This window comes from Candidatus Cloacimonadota bacterium (genome assembly GCA_019429305.1).
GTDB lineage: Bacteria > Cloacimonadota > Cloacimonadia > Cloacimonadales > JAJBBL01 > JAHYIR01.
In genome coordinates, this window is record JAHYIR010000001.1 from 24,108 (window position 1) to 40,096 (window position 15,989).

General features: G+C 38.4%; 15 protein-coding genes, 1 tRNA gene and 1 riboswitch. Of the genes, 9 read left to right on the plus strand and 7 right to left on the minus strand.

What is annotated here, in order from left to right; all coding sequences use genetic code 11:
* Positions 1–8: 8 nt before the first annotated feature.
* The 4 genes from K0B81_00090 to K0B81_00105 all read right to left on the minus strand — a co-directional run bounded on the left by K0B81_00090 (position 9) and on the right by K0B81_00105 (position 4,466).
* Positions 9–2,018: an energy transducer TonB gene (locus K0B81_00090; protein ID MBW6514999.1), complete on the minus strand. Its 2,010-nt coding sequence runs from the start codon at positions 2,016–2,018 to the stop codon at positions 9–11.
* Complete coding sequence (locus K0B81_00095; protein MBW6515000.1) at positions 2,015–2,989, minus strand: NAD-dependent epimerase/dehydratase family protein; 975 nt, start codon at positions 2,987–2,989, stop codon at positions 2,015–2,017. Before K0B81_00095 ends, K0B81_00090 begins: the two co-directional genes overlap by 4 nt.
* 148 nt (positions 2,990–3,137) lie before the next feature.
* Positions 3,138–3,905: a T9SS type A sorting domain-containing protein gene (locus tag K0B81_00100; protein ID MBW6515001.1), complete on the minus strand. Its 768-nt coding sequence runs from the start codon at positions 3,903–3,905 to the stop codon at positions 3,138–3,140.
* Between the two features lie 21 nt (positions 3,906–3,926).
* Positions 3,927–4,466 (minus strand): hypothetical protein, encoded by a 540-nt coding sequence (locus tag K0B81_00105; GenBank protein MBW6515002.1) that lies wholly within the window; start codon positions 4,464–4,466, stop codon positions 3,927–3,929.
* A 284-nt stretch (positions 4,467–4,750) separates the two neighbouring features.
* Positions 4,751–4,891: riboswitch (molybdenum cofactor riboswitch) on the plus strand.
* Positions 4,892–4,948: 57 nt separating this feature from the next.
* Here K0B81_00105 and K0B81_00110 point away from each other — a divergent pair.
* The 9 genes from K0B81_00110 (at position 4,949) to K0B81_00150 (ending at position 11,116) form a co-directional block, all read left to right on the plus strand.
* The gene (locus K0B81_00110) at positions 4,949–5,521 is read left to right on the plus strand and encodes an ECF transporter S component (GenBank protein MBW6515003.1); all 573 of its coding nucleotides are present in this window, start codon (positions 4,949–4,951) and stop codon (positions 5,519–5,521) included.
* Positions 5,521–6,894 carry an alkaline phosphatase family protein gene (locus K0B81_00115; GenBank protein MBW6515004.1) on the plus strand — a complete coding sequence of 458 codons (1,374 nt, stop codon included), beginning with the start codon at positions 5,521–5,523 and terminating at the stop codon, positions 6,892–6,894. The genes K0B81_00110 and K0B81_00115 overlap by 1 nt, the downstream gene beginning before the upstream one ends.
* A complete protein-coding gene (locus tag K0B81_00120; protein ID MBW6515005.1) occupies positions 6,881–7,324 on the plus strand; it encodes a hypothetical protein in 444 nt (147 codons plus the stop codon). The genes K0B81_00115 and K0B81_00120 overlap by 14 nt, the downstream gene beginning before the upstream one ends.
* Positions 7,325–7,330: 6 nt before the next feature.
* Positions 7,331–7,990 (plus strand): energy-coupling factor ABC transporter ATP-binding protein, encoded by a 660-nt coding sequence (locus K0B81_00125; GenBank protein ID MBW6515006.1) that lies wholly within the window; start codon positions 7,331–7,333, stop codon positions 7,988–7,990.
* On the plus strand, positions 7,983–8,654 hold the full coding sequence (locus tag K0B81_00130; protein ID MBW6515007.1) for an energy-coupling factor ABC transporter ATP-binding protein: 672 nt from the start codon (positions 7,983–7,985) through the stop codon (positions 8,652–8,654). The genes K0B81_00125 and K0B81_00130 overlap by 8 nt, the downstream gene beginning before the upstream one ends.
* A 7-nt stretch (positions 8,655–8,661) precedes the next feature.
* Positions 8,662–9,396 (plus strand): energy-coupling factor transporter transmembrane protein EcfT, encoded by a 735-nt coding sequence (locus tag K0B81_00135; GenBank protein ID MBW6515008.1) that lies wholly within the window; start codon positions 8,662–8,664, stop codon positions 9,394–9,396.
* A gap of 95 nt (positions 9,397–9,491) precedes the next feature.
* Positions 9,492–9,579: transfer RNA gene (locus K0B81_00140), tRNA-Leu, on the plus strand.
* Between the two features lie 235 nt (positions 9,580–9,814).
* The gene (locus K0B81_00145) at positions 9,815–10,552 is read left to right on the plus strand and encodes a hypothetical protein (protein MBW6515009.1); all 738 of its coding nucleotides are present in this window, start codon (positions 9,815–9,817) and stop codon (positions 10,550–10,552) included.
* Between the two features lie 66 nt (positions 10,553–10,618).
* A complete protein-coding gene (locus tag K0B81_00150; protein ID MBW6515010.1) occupies positions 10,619–11,116 on the plus strand; it encodes a hypothetical protein in 498 nt (165 codons plus the stop codon).
* Positions 11,117–11,123: 7 nt separating this feature from the next.
* Here K0B81_00150 and K0B81_00155 read toward each other — a convergent pair whose 3' ends face one another.
* The 3 genes from K0B81_00155 to K0B81_00165 are packed head-to-tail and all read right to left on the minus strand — an operon-like array spanning position 11,124 to position 15,965.
* Positions 11,124–11,810, minus strand: a complete 687-nt coding sequence (locus tag K0B81_00155) for a hypothetical protein (GenBank protein MBW6515011.1) — start codon at positions 11,808–11,810, stop codon at positions 11,124–11,126.
* A 46-nt stretch (positions 11,811–11,856) separates the two neighbouring features.
* The gene (locus tag K0B81_00160; GenBank protein ID MBW6515012.1) at positions 11,857–14,925 is read right to left on the minus strand and encodes an efflux RND transporter permease subunit; all 3,069 of its coding nucleotides are present in this window, start codon (positions 14,923–14,925) and stop codon (positions 11,857–11,859) included.
* Positions 14,926–14,933: 8 nt separating this feature from the next.
* On the minus strand, positions 14,934–15,965 hold the full coding sequence (locus K0B81_00165; GenBank protein MBW6515013.1) for an efflux RND transporter periplasmic adaptor subunit: 1,032 nt from the start codon (positions 15,963–15,965) through the stop codon (positions 14,934–14,936).
* Between the last annotated feature and the right edge of the window lie 24 nt (positions 15,966–15,989).

Here is a 15,989-nt window from a genome sequence, read left to right on the forward strand (position 1 = left end):
GGTTTTATTTAGTTAAAGAAGAACCAACGAATTCCTAAATTCCAGTGAATCCCGGCTACAGGATAACCAAAGACTGCATCTGTCTCCAGAAGATTCTTAGCATCTGCCTGAATATCGAATAATCTAGTGATGCTGATTCTAATATAACCATCAAGGACATTAGTTGCCGGTACTTTACGGATTGGCGTATAGTACTCTTCTGTATGAAGATATATCAATCCTGCTGTAATAGCATTATTATGCAGTAGGTTATAACGGCATTCCAGATTTGTTTTACCATACCAACGAGGCAGATAATCGAGTTCATTATTCACATTTGACGTCACAAAACCAGCTAATAACCAATCGGTAACTCCCAAGCTTTGGGTCACTTCAAATTCTCCACTTACATAAGGTGTAGATAAATCTACAGTCTTTTCATTTCCTGAACTTATCAGTTCTTCTTCCGGATCAAGAAAATCATCCAAGTAATGATATGATAATCCGTATTGCCTCTGTTTCCTCTGCCCAAATGATGTTTTGAAGTGCCCAAATGATGTATTGATATTCAATGTTGCATAAAGATCGTTTTTGATCAGTGTACTAACACTATTTTGTTGATTGAATCTCGGTTCACTATCTAACAATCCTAGACCAACGGAGTACAATTCAGCTGGGTGGTAACTCAATTGGCTGTGGGAATGATAATTAAATCCCATACCGGAAAATGCTTCTGTTTCAAATTTTATCTGATCACTACCGTAGCTATACCAGATTTTTCTTATATCTTTATGTTTTGTAGTCAGATATGGATAACTAAAGAATTCTGTCTCATCAATATCAAAATATTCGTATTGGAGATTGATCCGGTGATTTCGCCAATGTAAAGTACGGTTGAGCAATAATTGATAAAGAGTCCTCTCTGGTCTTTCTATTTCTGGTATCTTACGGTATTCCATAGTTTCATACCTTAAACCTAAATTAAGATATGGATTTTCCCAAAATACTGAATGTTCATTGATCTTCTCTTCATAGGGAAGATTGGTAATATACTCATATTGGTTGCTGATTTTTACCGGCGGGATATCCTGACTGATAAAGAGAGAGTTCCAATAGAACCTATGTCTTCCCAAAGGATATTTCAAGTTAATTGCTAAATTGGTGCTTTTTTCATTAACCCCCATCCAGAATCCATCCTGAAAAAGAAGCGTAGCCCAGATCTGCAGATCGTCAATGTTTAGAGCGTTGTTCTTTCCCAGATTGATATGAGCAAAGTCCATATCAAGAAACCCGATTCCTGCATAACCTTCAATAAAGGTAACAGGAAGAGTATATTCAGTTGAACTGAAAGACCAGCTATGTTTTGAAACATCTGCTTTATAAAGGGGATAGTAATTCTGGAAAATATGAGAAGACAGAGTTTGTGACGGAATTATGGAAAAATTGTCTCTCTTGATATACGGTACTCTTCTCTGCCATGATATGATATGATAATTTTCACAATAAAATGGTTCGTTGACTAGATTCAAAGAATGATTGATCGGTTCTTGACGCGTATCAATGAATTTTTCTATCTTGTCCTGTAATCTTTCTATCTCTGCCGTATCTATCATGATTGTGTCGGCTAAGGCGATCTCTTCGTCTATCTCCAAAAAATCAGGGATGAAATTGACTTCGACAGTTAACAACCCGATGGTCGGTTCATCGTCTCTGTAAGCCGGCTCAAAAGTCCATTCCATAACGTTAGCTATTGCCAGACTATCCAGTTCGGGGACAGATTCTATGATACCAATATAACCAATGGTACTGTCAGCCAGTACAGTAACCTCTAATACAACTCTGCCCATGATCAATTCATCTTGCAACTCTTGCGGATAATAAAGAGGGGTACGATTAATAACTTGCGGGGGGACAATTTCCGAATTATCAAGTTGAGCGAGGATCTCGCATCTGATACAAGCATATAATTGAGTTGGGAAGATGTTAAGGATAATCGATAGTATTGTGATAAAGGTTAAAATGATCAGATACTTCTTCATAGCCAACCCTGTTCCTTATACCACTCATAAGTTTGTCGCAACTCTTCTGTAAGGTTACTCTCTAAATCAAATCCGAGAGATTCTTTAGCTTTTCCAACGTCACAGATCCAATTTCCTTCTTTCATTTCTCTTACCTTCTGCAAATTGATCAAAGCAGCTCTCTTGCTTAACCCCCCTTTAACTTCTCCCCACAAGGCAACTGGATAGACAAGAAATTCAGGAATTCTAATACGTAAAGTTTTCTTTCCCATTGCTTTTTCTAAAGCGCTGATGAAATCTTCCCAGCTATAAAATGAGCTGCAGGAAGCAAAAAAGATCTCATTAAAAGCTTGGGGATTATCGAAAGTTCTGTATACCATATCAACCAGACCGGAGATATGAATGAGACTGATGTATCTCGGTCGAAAACCAATGATAAAAGATATACCGGAGCGAACGAGTTTAAAATACTGCAAGAAATCTGCATCTCCTGCACCGAAAACAGAAGCAGGTCTGATTATTGTCCAATTCTTACGACAGTTATTCATTATCTCTTCTTCTGCCAGCAGTTTGCTTCTACCATAATAGCTGACAGGTAAACACTCCTCATGTTCTCTCTTCCCGGCAGTTCCTGTACATACTCCTGCTGCTGCCTGACTACTGATAAAGACGAATTGCTTGAGCGACTGGATCTCATTGAATATTTTTACTAAATGGTTAGTAAGTTCAACGTTCTGTTGATAGAATTGCTGCCAGTTCTTACCTCGAGTTATGGCTGCGTTATGAACGATGATATCTTGATCATGCAAAACAGATTTAACCTGTTCACTATCCCAATAGTCAACTTTAGTTGCTGTATAGTTTTTAGGTAATAAGGACAAATTGGCAGTGTGTCGGACTAAACCGGTAACCTGACACCCTTTTTCAAGGGAATATTTTACTAAGTTACTACCAACAAAACCATTGGCTCCGGTTATCGCGACTTTAAGCATATTTTTCCTATTCGAATCTCTCTAATAATAATTGCTGATTACTATTAAATAGCAAGAAATTGAGTCAAACTTTTTGTTGCAGAAAGACCGAGGAAAACACTTCTTCGTGGCTGCTTCCGAGCTCGACGAAGTCATTCATAGGAAGGATCTATTTCAATAGCAGCATTTTCCCTATAGTTTTTTCTGTCTCTGTTTCTAACACAGGGAAGTAAATCCCGCTTGGTAAGAGATTGCCCTTTTTATCTGCTCCATCCCATACGATAGAATGGTCTCCGTTTTGTAAAGAATCATCAAGAAGGGTTACTATACGGTTCCCTTTAATAGAATATATAGAGAGATTGACATTCGCCGATTCAGGAAGACTGAACCGAATTGTAGTTCGATAGTTGAAGGGATTCGGATAATTCGTTATCTGTAAAGATTTGCTCGGGATAATAAATTCTTCTTCCGTAGAGACCTCATCTATCTCATTTCTGTATCTGAAAACGCCGTCTCCTATAGTGCCAAGAAACAGTTCATCTAATCCTTCAAGAGCACGGTATTCTAAACTATAAGTCATTCTTTTGCCGAATCCACCGTTTACCACATCCCAAGTTTCTCCACTATCAGAACTAATATAAAGGAGAAAATCTTCATAGACATATCTTTGATGCGATGAAGCATAGACGATCTGATTATTATGTTTGCTGACAGCCATTCCCCAGATATCAAATTCACTTTCCATCATTACAGTCCAATTATAACCACCATCAGTACTTTTAATCACTCTGCCTTCCATACCAACATAAAGTGTTTGATCATCAACAGGATCGAATGCTATAGATTCAGAGGCATTATCTCCGCCAACTAATGTAGCAAGGTTGAATTCTAACCAGTTATCACCACCATCATAAGATTTTAACAGAAATGGGGTCAAAGAACCATATTCTCCGCCAACTCAGATAAGATTAGGATGTTCAGGGTGAATTTTTACAAAATGATATCCTAAAGCTATCATACTCCAGTCTCCGGCTACTAATTCCCATATGTTAGAGGGTTCAATCAATCTGAGAACATAAGATATACCGGTAGAAAATATTATATGAGGAGTTTCCGGATGATAGTCTATAGATAGAGTTTGAAAGTAAAAATCATCGGGATCTATCCCTTCAGAAAAAGGATACCACAATATTCCGCCATTATCGGTTCGAAGAATAGGGTGTTCGGAATTTAAGAAACTCATTCCGGCAATTATAGTTTCATGGTTCAATACTGTAAGACAATTAACATATTGTTCTTCTAATCCCAGATGAACCCATAAGGTGTCTTCTTGATCGATGTTCTTTTTATAGATACCATTATCTGTTGCTGCATAAAGATACTCTTCATAGATTGTCAAATCGAGTACAAAGTGATTAGAAAGGCCAAGGTGAGTCCACTCACTAAATAATGAACATGTCGTTAACGACAATAAGAGTACTAATAAGATAGTTTTCATAGCATATCCTCCTTATTATTTCATCACCCACAAAGATGCCTGTAGTTAACTGTCATAAGCCAATTTGTCAAGTTATTTATTTATGCCCTTATCCTATTAATCGATGCTCATTTTGGGCTTAGTTCTAATTTTTATCAAGAGATGATTTTGTTAATCTACAGAGGATTTAGAATCATAAGCAATCTTATTATAAGATAGTTGCTATAGCAATAATTTCAACAAAAATTAGTTACACTTCTCTGAATTCAATACTTATTTTAGTTGACATTTCGGGTTGATAAAATATGAAGCAGTAACGCCGAGCAATATGGTCTAACCCATTTGGAATGATCAGTTGCCGATAGGGTAAAGAGGGAAACTTCTTTGCCTCCCCTGTTCTTCTTTAAGAAGAGAAGATTTTGGAAAGGTGAAAAAAGCAAATATGAACACTTCCTGGATCTTCTTTCTTTGAGATAATAGTATAGAAATTAAAAGAGGTTACTTTGTCACGTTGGTTGAGTAAATTTTCGACTCAGGATTTGATTATCATAGCGATAATAGCGGCTCTCGGTTTAGCGGTAAAGCCGGTTATTACCCCTATTGTGCATCTGGTTTCTGCACCACTACTGATCCCCGGCGGTTCTTTAGCGGGTGGTTTCTATATGCTCTGGTTCGGTTTGATAGTTGTATTGGTTCCCCGTAAAGGTTCGGCAATTTTAACTGCATTTGTCCAAGGTGTAGTTACTCTGATCATTGGTCATTTTGGTCATCATGGGGTGATGAGCATTCTGATCTATACTGCACCGGGAGTTGCTGTGGAGGTTGTTGCTTTGTTCTTTCGAGATAAGAGTTCTGTCATTGCCCAGACAACAATCTGCGCCGGTGCTAATCTTGTCGGATCGTTACTGGTAGCACTTCTCATAATGAGATTACCGACGATTCCATTGGCAATATCTCTCACAACTGCTTTGATTTCAGGTATTGGAGGTGGAATAGTTAGCTATGCTATCATAAAACAATTAAAAAAACACCGGTTCGAACTACTCACAAGAGAAACAGAAGGAGATAGTGATTAATGAAGCGAATTTTCTTGATCATAGGAATACTATTGTTCCTAATTGTATTGAGTTTAGTCATTTATCACTACTTCCACGAATTTGCCGGTTATGAAATCTATGGGGGAGAAGCAACCTTTAGCTTGATCCGGGAAACAGGGAATTTAGTTGATATCTTAAAACAACACGACGCAGGGGAGATTTACGAGATTCTTATCTTCGATGAGCAAAACAAAACAATAATTATTCAGGAAGAAAACTTAGCCGATTTTCAGGTAAAGAGAGGAGTAAGAGGTTTCTTTTTATCTGATCTGCTGACTAATACCAGATTAATTGATGTTAAAAGGATCGTTATTCAGACCAATAACTCTCATTTTGGAGTTTATCATCTCAGCTATACCGAGGAACTATCTTTTTATCCTATCTATGATTTGATCAAGGAGATGATCTATTATCAAGGTTCTGAAGGGGCTAGTTATTTTTATGGTAGTTATAATCCATCTGATGAAGTATTTACCGTTCCTATAGAAGCTGATTCTATCCTCTTTGTATATAGTAGCGGTGAAGAAGAGTGGAGAATAGTCGATTCTCCAGAGAATTTCTCTGTTTATCAGGAGCTAATCTTTTCCTATTCTCCTGATCAACAAGAGAGAAAGCTATTGAAAGCTATCTGGGAAAAGCCACCTCTACTCTCAGCATTAGATATGAATGCGAAATTAAAACAAGCTGTGGGAGAGAAACCGACTTTAGCAATCTTTATTGACGGTTTGGGCTATAAACTTTGGAATTATGCTGAGGAGATGGGATATACAAATTCTTTCCCTGAGATGCTAATTTTGCCTATGAGATCGGTCTTCCCACCAAAAACTATCTATAACTATTATGCCTTTGGAACAGGGGATTTATTACCGGACAATCTATCAGAGCGGAAAGAGATTTTCGCAGATCTCTTCTTTTCAGGAGTAAATGGTGTTATTATTGAAGGGGAGATGCAGATCTTCTTTTCGCCTTATGAACAAATACTACATACAAAGCAAGCTCATTATGATAATATCGATGTTAGGATCTTTAACTCTGCTCTGGAAGTCTTAAACGATTATGATTTTGTCTTCATCCATTTTCACGACATCGACAATAATGGGCATAGATTTGGTCCTTACAGCAGCGAAGTACTGGAAGCTATTCAGAGAACAGGCAATTTTATTACTGAGTTGAAAAACAGATGGAAAGGAAGCTTTTTTATCTTCTCTGATCATGGGATGCACTGTCATTATGAAGAAGATCAGAAAAATTGTAGTGGAGCTCACTATACAGCACAAGCAGAAGATATTATCGCAATTTTTTCGGATATTTCTGAAGATATCTATCAAGGAGTATTAGATGAAAAACAGTAAGAAAGCATGGTTAGCCATTTTACTGGTCTTAATTATTTTGAGCGCAGTTTTGTTATCATTGATCTATATACGTTATCACGATTTAGAGCATATCAACGGACTGCAGATCATTTGGGGAGATCTTACTATTCATCCTTCCCACAACGATTTAGAAAATATACCCCTAACGACCATTAAGATGGATAACAGGGCTGAATTTTATGGTTATCTGGTAAAGGATCTGATCAATTATTATAGTATCAAATGGGCAGACATAAGCGTAGTTTACTTCACAGCTCGTGATGGCAGTAGAATAGTAGTTTCAAAAGATGAAATAGAGAGCAGAGATGTCCTGTTAGCTCTTGATTATAGTGAATTCCGTTTAGTTTTTCCGCAGGACAGTTTTCCTAACAGATGGCTAAAAAACATTATCTTAGTGGAGTTGAAGTAACTAAAAATGCTCACTTTGAATAACTACACTTTTCGTTATCCCGGTGATGATAAATTTCTCTGGCAGCCGTTGAATTTTTCTTTTAATCGAGGAGAGATCATTCTGATCAAAGGTAGTAACGGTAGTGGGAAAACCACTCTACTATATAGCTTATGTGGAATAATCCCGCAAGCAATAAGTGGGGAGATGAAAGGTGAGATTCTTTTCAATCAAGAATCAGTATCAAATATACCTCTCAAAGAGATTGCGACGGAGATCAATATCCTCTTTCAGGAGCCGGACAAACAGATTTTTATGCCCTTTGTAGAGGAAGAAATTGCCTTTGGTCCGGAAAATCTCGCTTTGGATCGGGAAGACATAAAAAGAAGAATTGATAATCTTCTTGATAGGTTTGATATAGTTGAACTTCGTAAAAGAGCTACCGCCTCTCTCTCATACGGAGAAAAAAAGTTGGTAGTTTTAGCGGCGATCTTAGCGATCTCACCCGCTGTTATCCTGATTGATGAATTTTCGGCAGGCATAGGTGATAATATGATAAACCGTTTTGTATCTTATCTAAGGGAACTGAAGGATGAGGGGAAGACAATAGTCCTCGCTGAACACCATCCTGCTGTGAGAGAGATAGCAGCTAAAGTTATTGATCTCGATGCATTGAAATATGGATAAGATTTATCGCATCTCCAATCTCTCTTTTTCGTATGAAGAAGAGATCAATGTTTTTTCCGCAGTTAACATTGACTTACCCTCAAGTGAGATATCTGTCATCGTTGGCAAGAACGGAGCCGGCAAAACAACATTAGCTCGCATTCTGACCGGATTAACAAAGGGTTATACCGGATCGATCTTGCTGGATAATATCGAATTATCCAAGCAAAGAAGGGGAACGATCATTGATCAAGTTCTCTATGTAAAGCAAGATCTGATCGGGAATTTTATGGGTATTACACCCGATGAAGATCTGATGATCTGGCAGAATAGGTTTATTGAGGAGGATAATAGAAAGAAAAAACAGGATAGAGAAAATGCTCTTTATCAATTAGGGATAACCCACCTATTCAACAAACCTGTTTGGGAATTGAGTTACGGTCAGAAAAGAAGATCAATGCTCTCTGTTTCATCACTCTTGGCTAACAAATTCTGGATCCTTGATGAACCAACGGCATCTCTCGATGAACAGGGTATCTCACTGTTAATGAAGTTAATAGCAGAAAAAAAAGAGACTAACAGCGGGATGTTAATTCTGACACATAGACCGGAACTCTTTAATAAATTAACCAATAGCGTCTATTTCATAAGAGAGAGCCAAATAATCAAAAACTCTCAATCTTAGAGTTGGTATGCACAGACTAATAAATGTCCGAACGATTTTGTTAACAGCTCTAACGCTTTCTAGTATTGCGGTTTTCAGACAAAACATCTTAACACAGCTAATGGTGGCTTTTATAGCTATCCTGCTCCTTATGCTACAAAGAGACAGAAGATCACTATTCGGTAAGCTAATTGGTAGGATAAGGCATTTCTGGTTTGCTATAGTAGCGATAATTATTCTTCAGATCTTATTCAGACAAGATGGAGCTGTCTATCTGAGTATCTGGTTTGTTAAGGTTACCGATGTAGGGGTAATGTATGGTCTATCTGTCGGGATGAGGTTGATTAACCTGATCCTGATTGCCGGTCTCCTGTTTAACATCTCATCTTCCGAGTATATGCTCGCTTTCAAAGCTTGGAGAATACCCTACGAGATCTCCTTTCTGGTAACTACGGTCATCCGTTTCATTCCCGATTATTATCGCCTGTTCATTGCCTACCGTGAGACGATGTATCTACGGAATATAAATCTGAAAGAATTAAGTATCAGAAATAAATTATCTGCTCTGGTATCCTTGTTGATCCCGGCTCTGACAACCAATTTGGCAGATGTAAAGTATCGGGCTATAGCTCTCGATCTAAAAGGATTCAGATATTCCAAACAGAGAACTAATCTTTACGAATCGAAGCTGAAAGCCCATGATTATCTGATACAGTTCATTACACTCGCAGGATTTGTTTTACTTATTGTTTTTATCTTATGAAGAGAATCAGCAAAACAGATACTGGTAGCATGATTATAGCGTCGAGAGACATTTTACTTGACGATAAAAACCGGCTCTTATTTTTCTGAACTTAAGCTGAAGTGGTGAAATTGGTAGACACGCTAGGTTCAGGGTCTAGTGGGTGAATTGCCCATGGGGGTTCGAGTCCCCCCTTCAGCACCAGTTTTGTATTACCTGATCGATTTAATACATTATGATAGATAATTGATATGAAAAGTACTATAAGTTTTACTCCTGTTGATCAACCATGTAATCTTCAAAACAATTTTTCTCCTTGCTAATCCTTTCGTAGGAGCATCTATGTTTATCCTTTTTTTAATCTGTGCACATCGGTGGTTGATGCTTACTTTCATAACTATTTAGGGGATCAGCAGGATATTTATCAGGGAGTTCTATTATGACTAGATTAGAAAAGAAAATCATCAGTGAGATCGATCATGCAAATGATATATGGCAACTCTTCTCAGAGGGGGAGAGGGTGCTGTTAGGAATATCCGGAGGTAAAGACTCAATTGCTCTCTACCATCTCTTACAAAATTATCAACTAAAACTGGAAGCTCTCCATATCAGATTGAGTTCTCGCTTCAGTATCGACTTCATTACCCAGAATAACCTTACAGATAAACTTGAGGTCATCGAGACCGATATCTATGATCAAATTAAAAAGTCTGATAACAGTCTCAATACATGCTTTGTCTGTTCCAGAGAGAGAAGGAAGAGAATACTGGAGTATGCTAACGATAAAGGTATCAAGAAGATCGTTTTTGGTCATCACCGCAATGATGTTGTGGAAACCTTGTTGCTCAATCTTCTTTTCAGCAGAGAGATCAGTACTCTCTTACCAAAGCAAACTCTTTTTGAAGGTAGATTTGAAATTATCAGGCCCCTTTATCTGGTTGAAGAACAACTGCTAATATCTCTCCAGAAAGAGAAGGGTTGGCAGATATCTAAACCGGTTTGCGAAGAATCAATATCCTCCAAGCGCCAGTATATGCGAGACCTTCTTACCCAAATTCAGGACCAACATCCAAAGATAGATATCAGAGATAACATCTTCTCTTCTTTAAAATCGGTAAAAACGTCGTTTATGCCGTTCCCATTTATAGAACAAGGAGGAGGCCGAGATGAGGAATAAATATTTGCTATTGACACTATTAGATATTATCTAATAGATATGAAAAAGAATACTGAAGGAGGAAAAATGGAGAAGGTTGAATTATTAGAGGCAATTAAAAAAGGAATCATGGCAGAACGGGACAGTATCGAACTCTATCAGAAAGCTTTAAACAGTGCTGAAGATGAAGAAGTGCGATCATTTTTTCAGGAAAGGGTCGAAGAAGAAAAACAACATTATAACTATCTTGTGAATTATTCTCATGATATTGAACAGGACAAAGATTTAGTAGATTATACACAAGATCTACCCGATCCGGATCCAGCAAAGATATTCAGCGATTCATTTCTGAAAAGAATTGGCGAAAAACAGACCCTCTTTTCAGCTATTTCTACAGCTGTTTTATTAGAGAAAGATTCTCTACAACACTATAAAAACTTAGCTCAGGATGCCGAACAACCTGAGTTGAAAAGCTTTTTCAGCAGAATGGGACATTGGGAGACCCAGCATTACATCGATGTTCTCAACATCCAAAAAGAGGCAGAAAGATACTATTGGGAATTAAACGAGTTCGAACCTTTTTAAAGTAAGATTATTTTTTAAATAATTCCGGATTCTCTTCGATAAACTGATCTTTGAGTTTCCAAAAGGTAATGTCTTTGGACAGTTTTTTCTTACTATAACAGTAACCAATAACCGATACTATAAGTGCACCAATTGTATTAACAATGAAATCTCTCATAGTATCTAAAACCCCTAATCTGGTATCGAAAACCCCGTACACTTCTTCTAAATTACGTGCTTTCTGCATGTTAACACCGAATAGTGTGTCAACACCAAATTCAAATATTTCCCATAATACTCCTACTGTCATAGCGAAGCAGAAAGTGAAAAGAGCAATGAAAAAGGGGCTGAGTTTTACGTGAATATTCTTATCTTTATTGAGGGCATAGATCAACAAGAAGCCAATATATCCCAGAATAATGGCAGAGATAGAATGCAACATACTATCCCACCAACTATACCGGTAAAAGTAATTCTGGATCTCACCCAGATACATAGAAGCAAAGATGAAAAGGAGGATTATTATTTGGAACAGAGCAGGGATATGGATTTTCGTTCTTTTAGAAAAGATAGTCGGTAAGAGGAAGAGTAAGAGTGTCAGGATGGCACTGAGTAATATCTCCCATTGATAATTAATGAAGTTGTAAACAATGGCTGCAATGGTTATAACAATAAAGAAATAACGCATTATTGGTTCGATCTTTTCAGCAATCATTTTCTTCCTTTTCATATTGAAATCTTCCTTGAGGTTACTTAAATACTTATTCTACCTGCTTAGTTCGAATGAATAAATAATATACTGATGGAATAATGAATAGTGTCAAGAGCGCAGAAACAATTACACCACCAATACTGACAATGCCCATTGCCTGCCGGAATTCCCTGGCAGCAGTTCCGATTCCCAAAGCCATGGGCAGCATTCCCAGAATTATAGCAAAAGTTGCCATTACTATCGGTTTTAATTTTGTAGGACAGGCGATGAGCAGAGCTGTTCTGACTTCATCCCCGCGTCGGACAAGTTGATTGGTATAATCTAGCAGAAGGATAGCATTATTGACTACTATTCCCACCAGCATGATGATAGCCATCATGGAAACTATATTCATGGTTTGACCTGTTACAAAGAGAGCCAGAAAAACACCGATCAGAGCCAAAGGGAGAGTAGCAAGAATAAATATTGGTTGGACAAAACTCTCTAAGATAGCGGCGAGCAACATATAAGTCAATAATACAGCCAAGATGAATGTTCGGATCATATCTGTTATTGTTTCATCAAGCATTTGGCTTTCACCACCCCATTCTACACGAAATCCCGGTGGTAATTCTACTTCATTTGTGATGACCTGATTGATTTGTCCGGTTATGTCACCTAAAACAGCTCCACCTGTTAGATCCCCTGTAAATTCAATGGCAGCAAATTTATCTTTGCGGAAAAGCATACTGGAGCCGGTAGCAAAGTCTAAATCTGCTAACTGAGAAAAACTATAAACTCCGCTTTGTGTAACAATAGGAAGGTCAGCTATTTTTGCCGGAGTATCATAAGAAGGGCGATCAAGCAGCACTTTTACATCGTATTCCCTATCTCCTTCCCGATATTGTGTTGCGACTAATCCCTCAACTGAGGAGCGGAGATTAATAGCCAGTTCTTGACTCGTCACTCCAGCCGCTGACATCCTGTCTAATCTAGGTTTGAAAGTCAGCTCCGGTTTTCCCGGTCTTAATGAAGTATTTAGATTGGCTAAGCCGGGTATATCCTTTAGCTTATCATAGATTTCTTGGGACATTTCTTCTAAGCGATCTAAATCCTGTCCCATTACAAAAAAGTTGATCGGAGAATCTCCACCGCCTATAGATGAAATGGCTGAAACTCTTATTTTGGTATTAGGTATTCCGGATAAATCTTCAATGAATATATCGGCAATCTGTCGAGTAGTTAAATTACGCTCTTTGGCAGCGATAAGATTGACACTTGCCCGAGCTACGTTGCTTCCGACATTTAGAGTACCGATGGAACCGATATTAGTTAAGATAAAATCTACTTCCGAATGTTGAGAGATAATATCTTTAACTTGCTCCATTACAAGTGCTGTCTCGGAAAGATCATAACCTTCCGGTAGCTCAACTTCTACTCTAATATTTCCTTCATCGAGAGATGGTAAAAACTCAAATCCTACAGCAGCAGCAATAAAGAAACTCAGGACTAACAAAATAAATACCGAACCGACGAAAGAGATCGCGATCTTGCGGTTTTTTATCAAGAATCCAAGGATCTTTTTATAGAATGCTTCCCATTTCATGAAAATCTTTTCCATCTTCTTACTAAAGCGGTTATCTTTCTGATTTTGTGGCAAAATTTGTGATGCCAGCATAGGTGTAAGAGTAAAAGAGATCAATAAAGAAAACAGAGTAGCGAAAGTTACTACCAGAGCAAATTCGGTGAAAAACTGACCTGCCATAGAAGTCATCGTTGCTATGGGTAGGAAAACGACAATATTGGTCAGAGTAGAAGCAATTACAGCAGTTGCGATCTCGGAGGTGCCCAGATCAGCGGCTACTTTACGAGTATTCCCCATATTCTTGTGACGAAAGATGTTTTCCAGTACGATCACTGAGTTTGTAACCAAGATCCCTACAGCGGTTGAGAATCCCATCAAGGTCATCATATTCAAAGTAAAACCGGCGATCTGCATCAAAATAAAGGTTGATATTATGGAAGTTGGCATTGCCAAAGCGACAATAAAAGTGGAGCGCAGATCATTGAGGAACAAGAATAAGAGGATACCGGTAAATAGTATTCCGAGCAGAATATTTCCCATAGTATCGTTGACTGAACTTTCAATAAAGTCGGCTCGATCAGTCACAATATACAGCTTCATATTTTCCGGAAGTTCTGCCAGGATATCAGGCCATTCTCTATGTACTTGTCTCGAGATGTTAACCGGGTTACCTTCCGGACTCGGAATTAAGCTGAAGCGAATGATGTTATCTTCTCTAACCCCTGTTCTGTTATCAAAAAAGATAGCTCTTTCTCGAATTTCAGAACCGGTATCGATGATCTCTGCGATCTCATGTAATTTTCTCAAACCGGAAATAGTTGGTATCTCCAGATTACGAAGAGTTTCCAGATCTCCTATTTGTCCTTGTAATCTAACGGCAAATTCCTGTCCTCTTTGTTGAAACTGTCCACCCGGCATATCCATATTGTAAGCAGCTAAGATTCCCGAGAGTTGAGGCAAGGATATGGCGTTCTGTTCTACAGTTTGACGATTCAGAACTACATGGATCTCCCTTTTCTGACCACCGCTGATCTCGACTCGGGCTATACCCTCTATTTGTGAGAAACGATCTCTTAATCTTTGATCGGCATAATCATACAATTCGGTTCCACTGACCTCGCCACTGAATACTATATCCATTACCGGAATAGCAGAGATATCCCAAGTTAGAGCAATCGGTCTTTCGGCATCTCGTGGCAGTTCATTCAGGATAGCATCGATTTTTTCTTTTACTTCTCGGATCGCTACTTCCTGACTCTTTCTCATACTGAAACGCATCATCACAAAAGAGACATTTTCCATTGAATAGGTTTGGATAAAATCTACCTGACTGATAATGGAAACTGCATCTTCTATACGACGACTGATCTGGGATTCGATCTCTTGAGGACCTGCTCCGACATAGACAGTCTGTACAACAACAAAGGGAAAATCAATTGCCGGCATCAAATTGAGGGATAACCCTAAATATGCTAAAACTCCAAAGACCAAGAAAACCGAGATTAACATCGTGATCAGTACCGGTCTTTTGATAGATACTTTTGCTAAAAACATATTTTCACCTAACTTTCAATTCTTATCTTAATACCGTTACTAACTAATTGAGAACCTTCCTTGATGAGAATATCTCCTACTGCCAACCCTTCAGCGATCTCGTAAACCATGCGATCGTTAGCTCCGAGTTTGACATATCTTTTAACCGCATTACCATTAGCGACAATAAACACATAATCGCCCTCAATATCCGATTGAATGTATTGTCTCGGAACAATGATTGCCTTATCATTTCCGTAAGTTATTATATCTATTGATACCATTACCCCTGAGAGTAGTAAATTCTCTGGATTGTCAAATTCCAGATCGACACCAAATGCTTGACGATTACCGTCTATAGAACGGGCAACTTGAACAACTCTACCCGGCAGCTCCTGTTCCTGCCAGCGAGCAACAGCTCCTAATCCCGGTCTAACCGCGTTGATATCTCTCTCAATAACCCAGACCTTCGAACGATATCTATCTATCTGGGAGATAGTGATCAAGGGGTCACCAAAATTAGCTGTCTCAGTCTCTCTGAAATTTATTTGGGTAACATAACCTGCTATGGATGCCTTGATATAGATCATTTTGCTGGCAGCAAGGTAATTTGCCTGATTGATACTCTTCATGGTCTCTAACTGATCGAGTTCCTGTCTCGATATGCCACCCTCTGCAAAGAGGACACTCATTCTTTGATAGGTCTGTTCAGAGCTTTCAAAAGCCGCTTTTGCCTGCCGATATTGTGCTGAGGGACTATCTTCTGGGAAGGTTAACAACAACTGATCCTTCTCAACATAATCACCTACCTTGACCAAAACAGTTTCAACTCTGTCACTGAGAAGAGATGTCACTGTAGTTTCTCTGATCCCATTCAGGTTCGCATTGTAGCTCAGTATCAGCGAAAATGGCTGATAGACTATCTCCTCAACCTTGACTGGAATACCATCTTCCTGATGGATCTGTTCAATATTACGCATATTGTTATCATCATTGTTTCCACAAGCTGTTAAGAGAAACAACAAGGAAACGAGCATCAAAAGAAAACTGATTTTGTTCATATTATATCTAACTCCTAAAAAAGA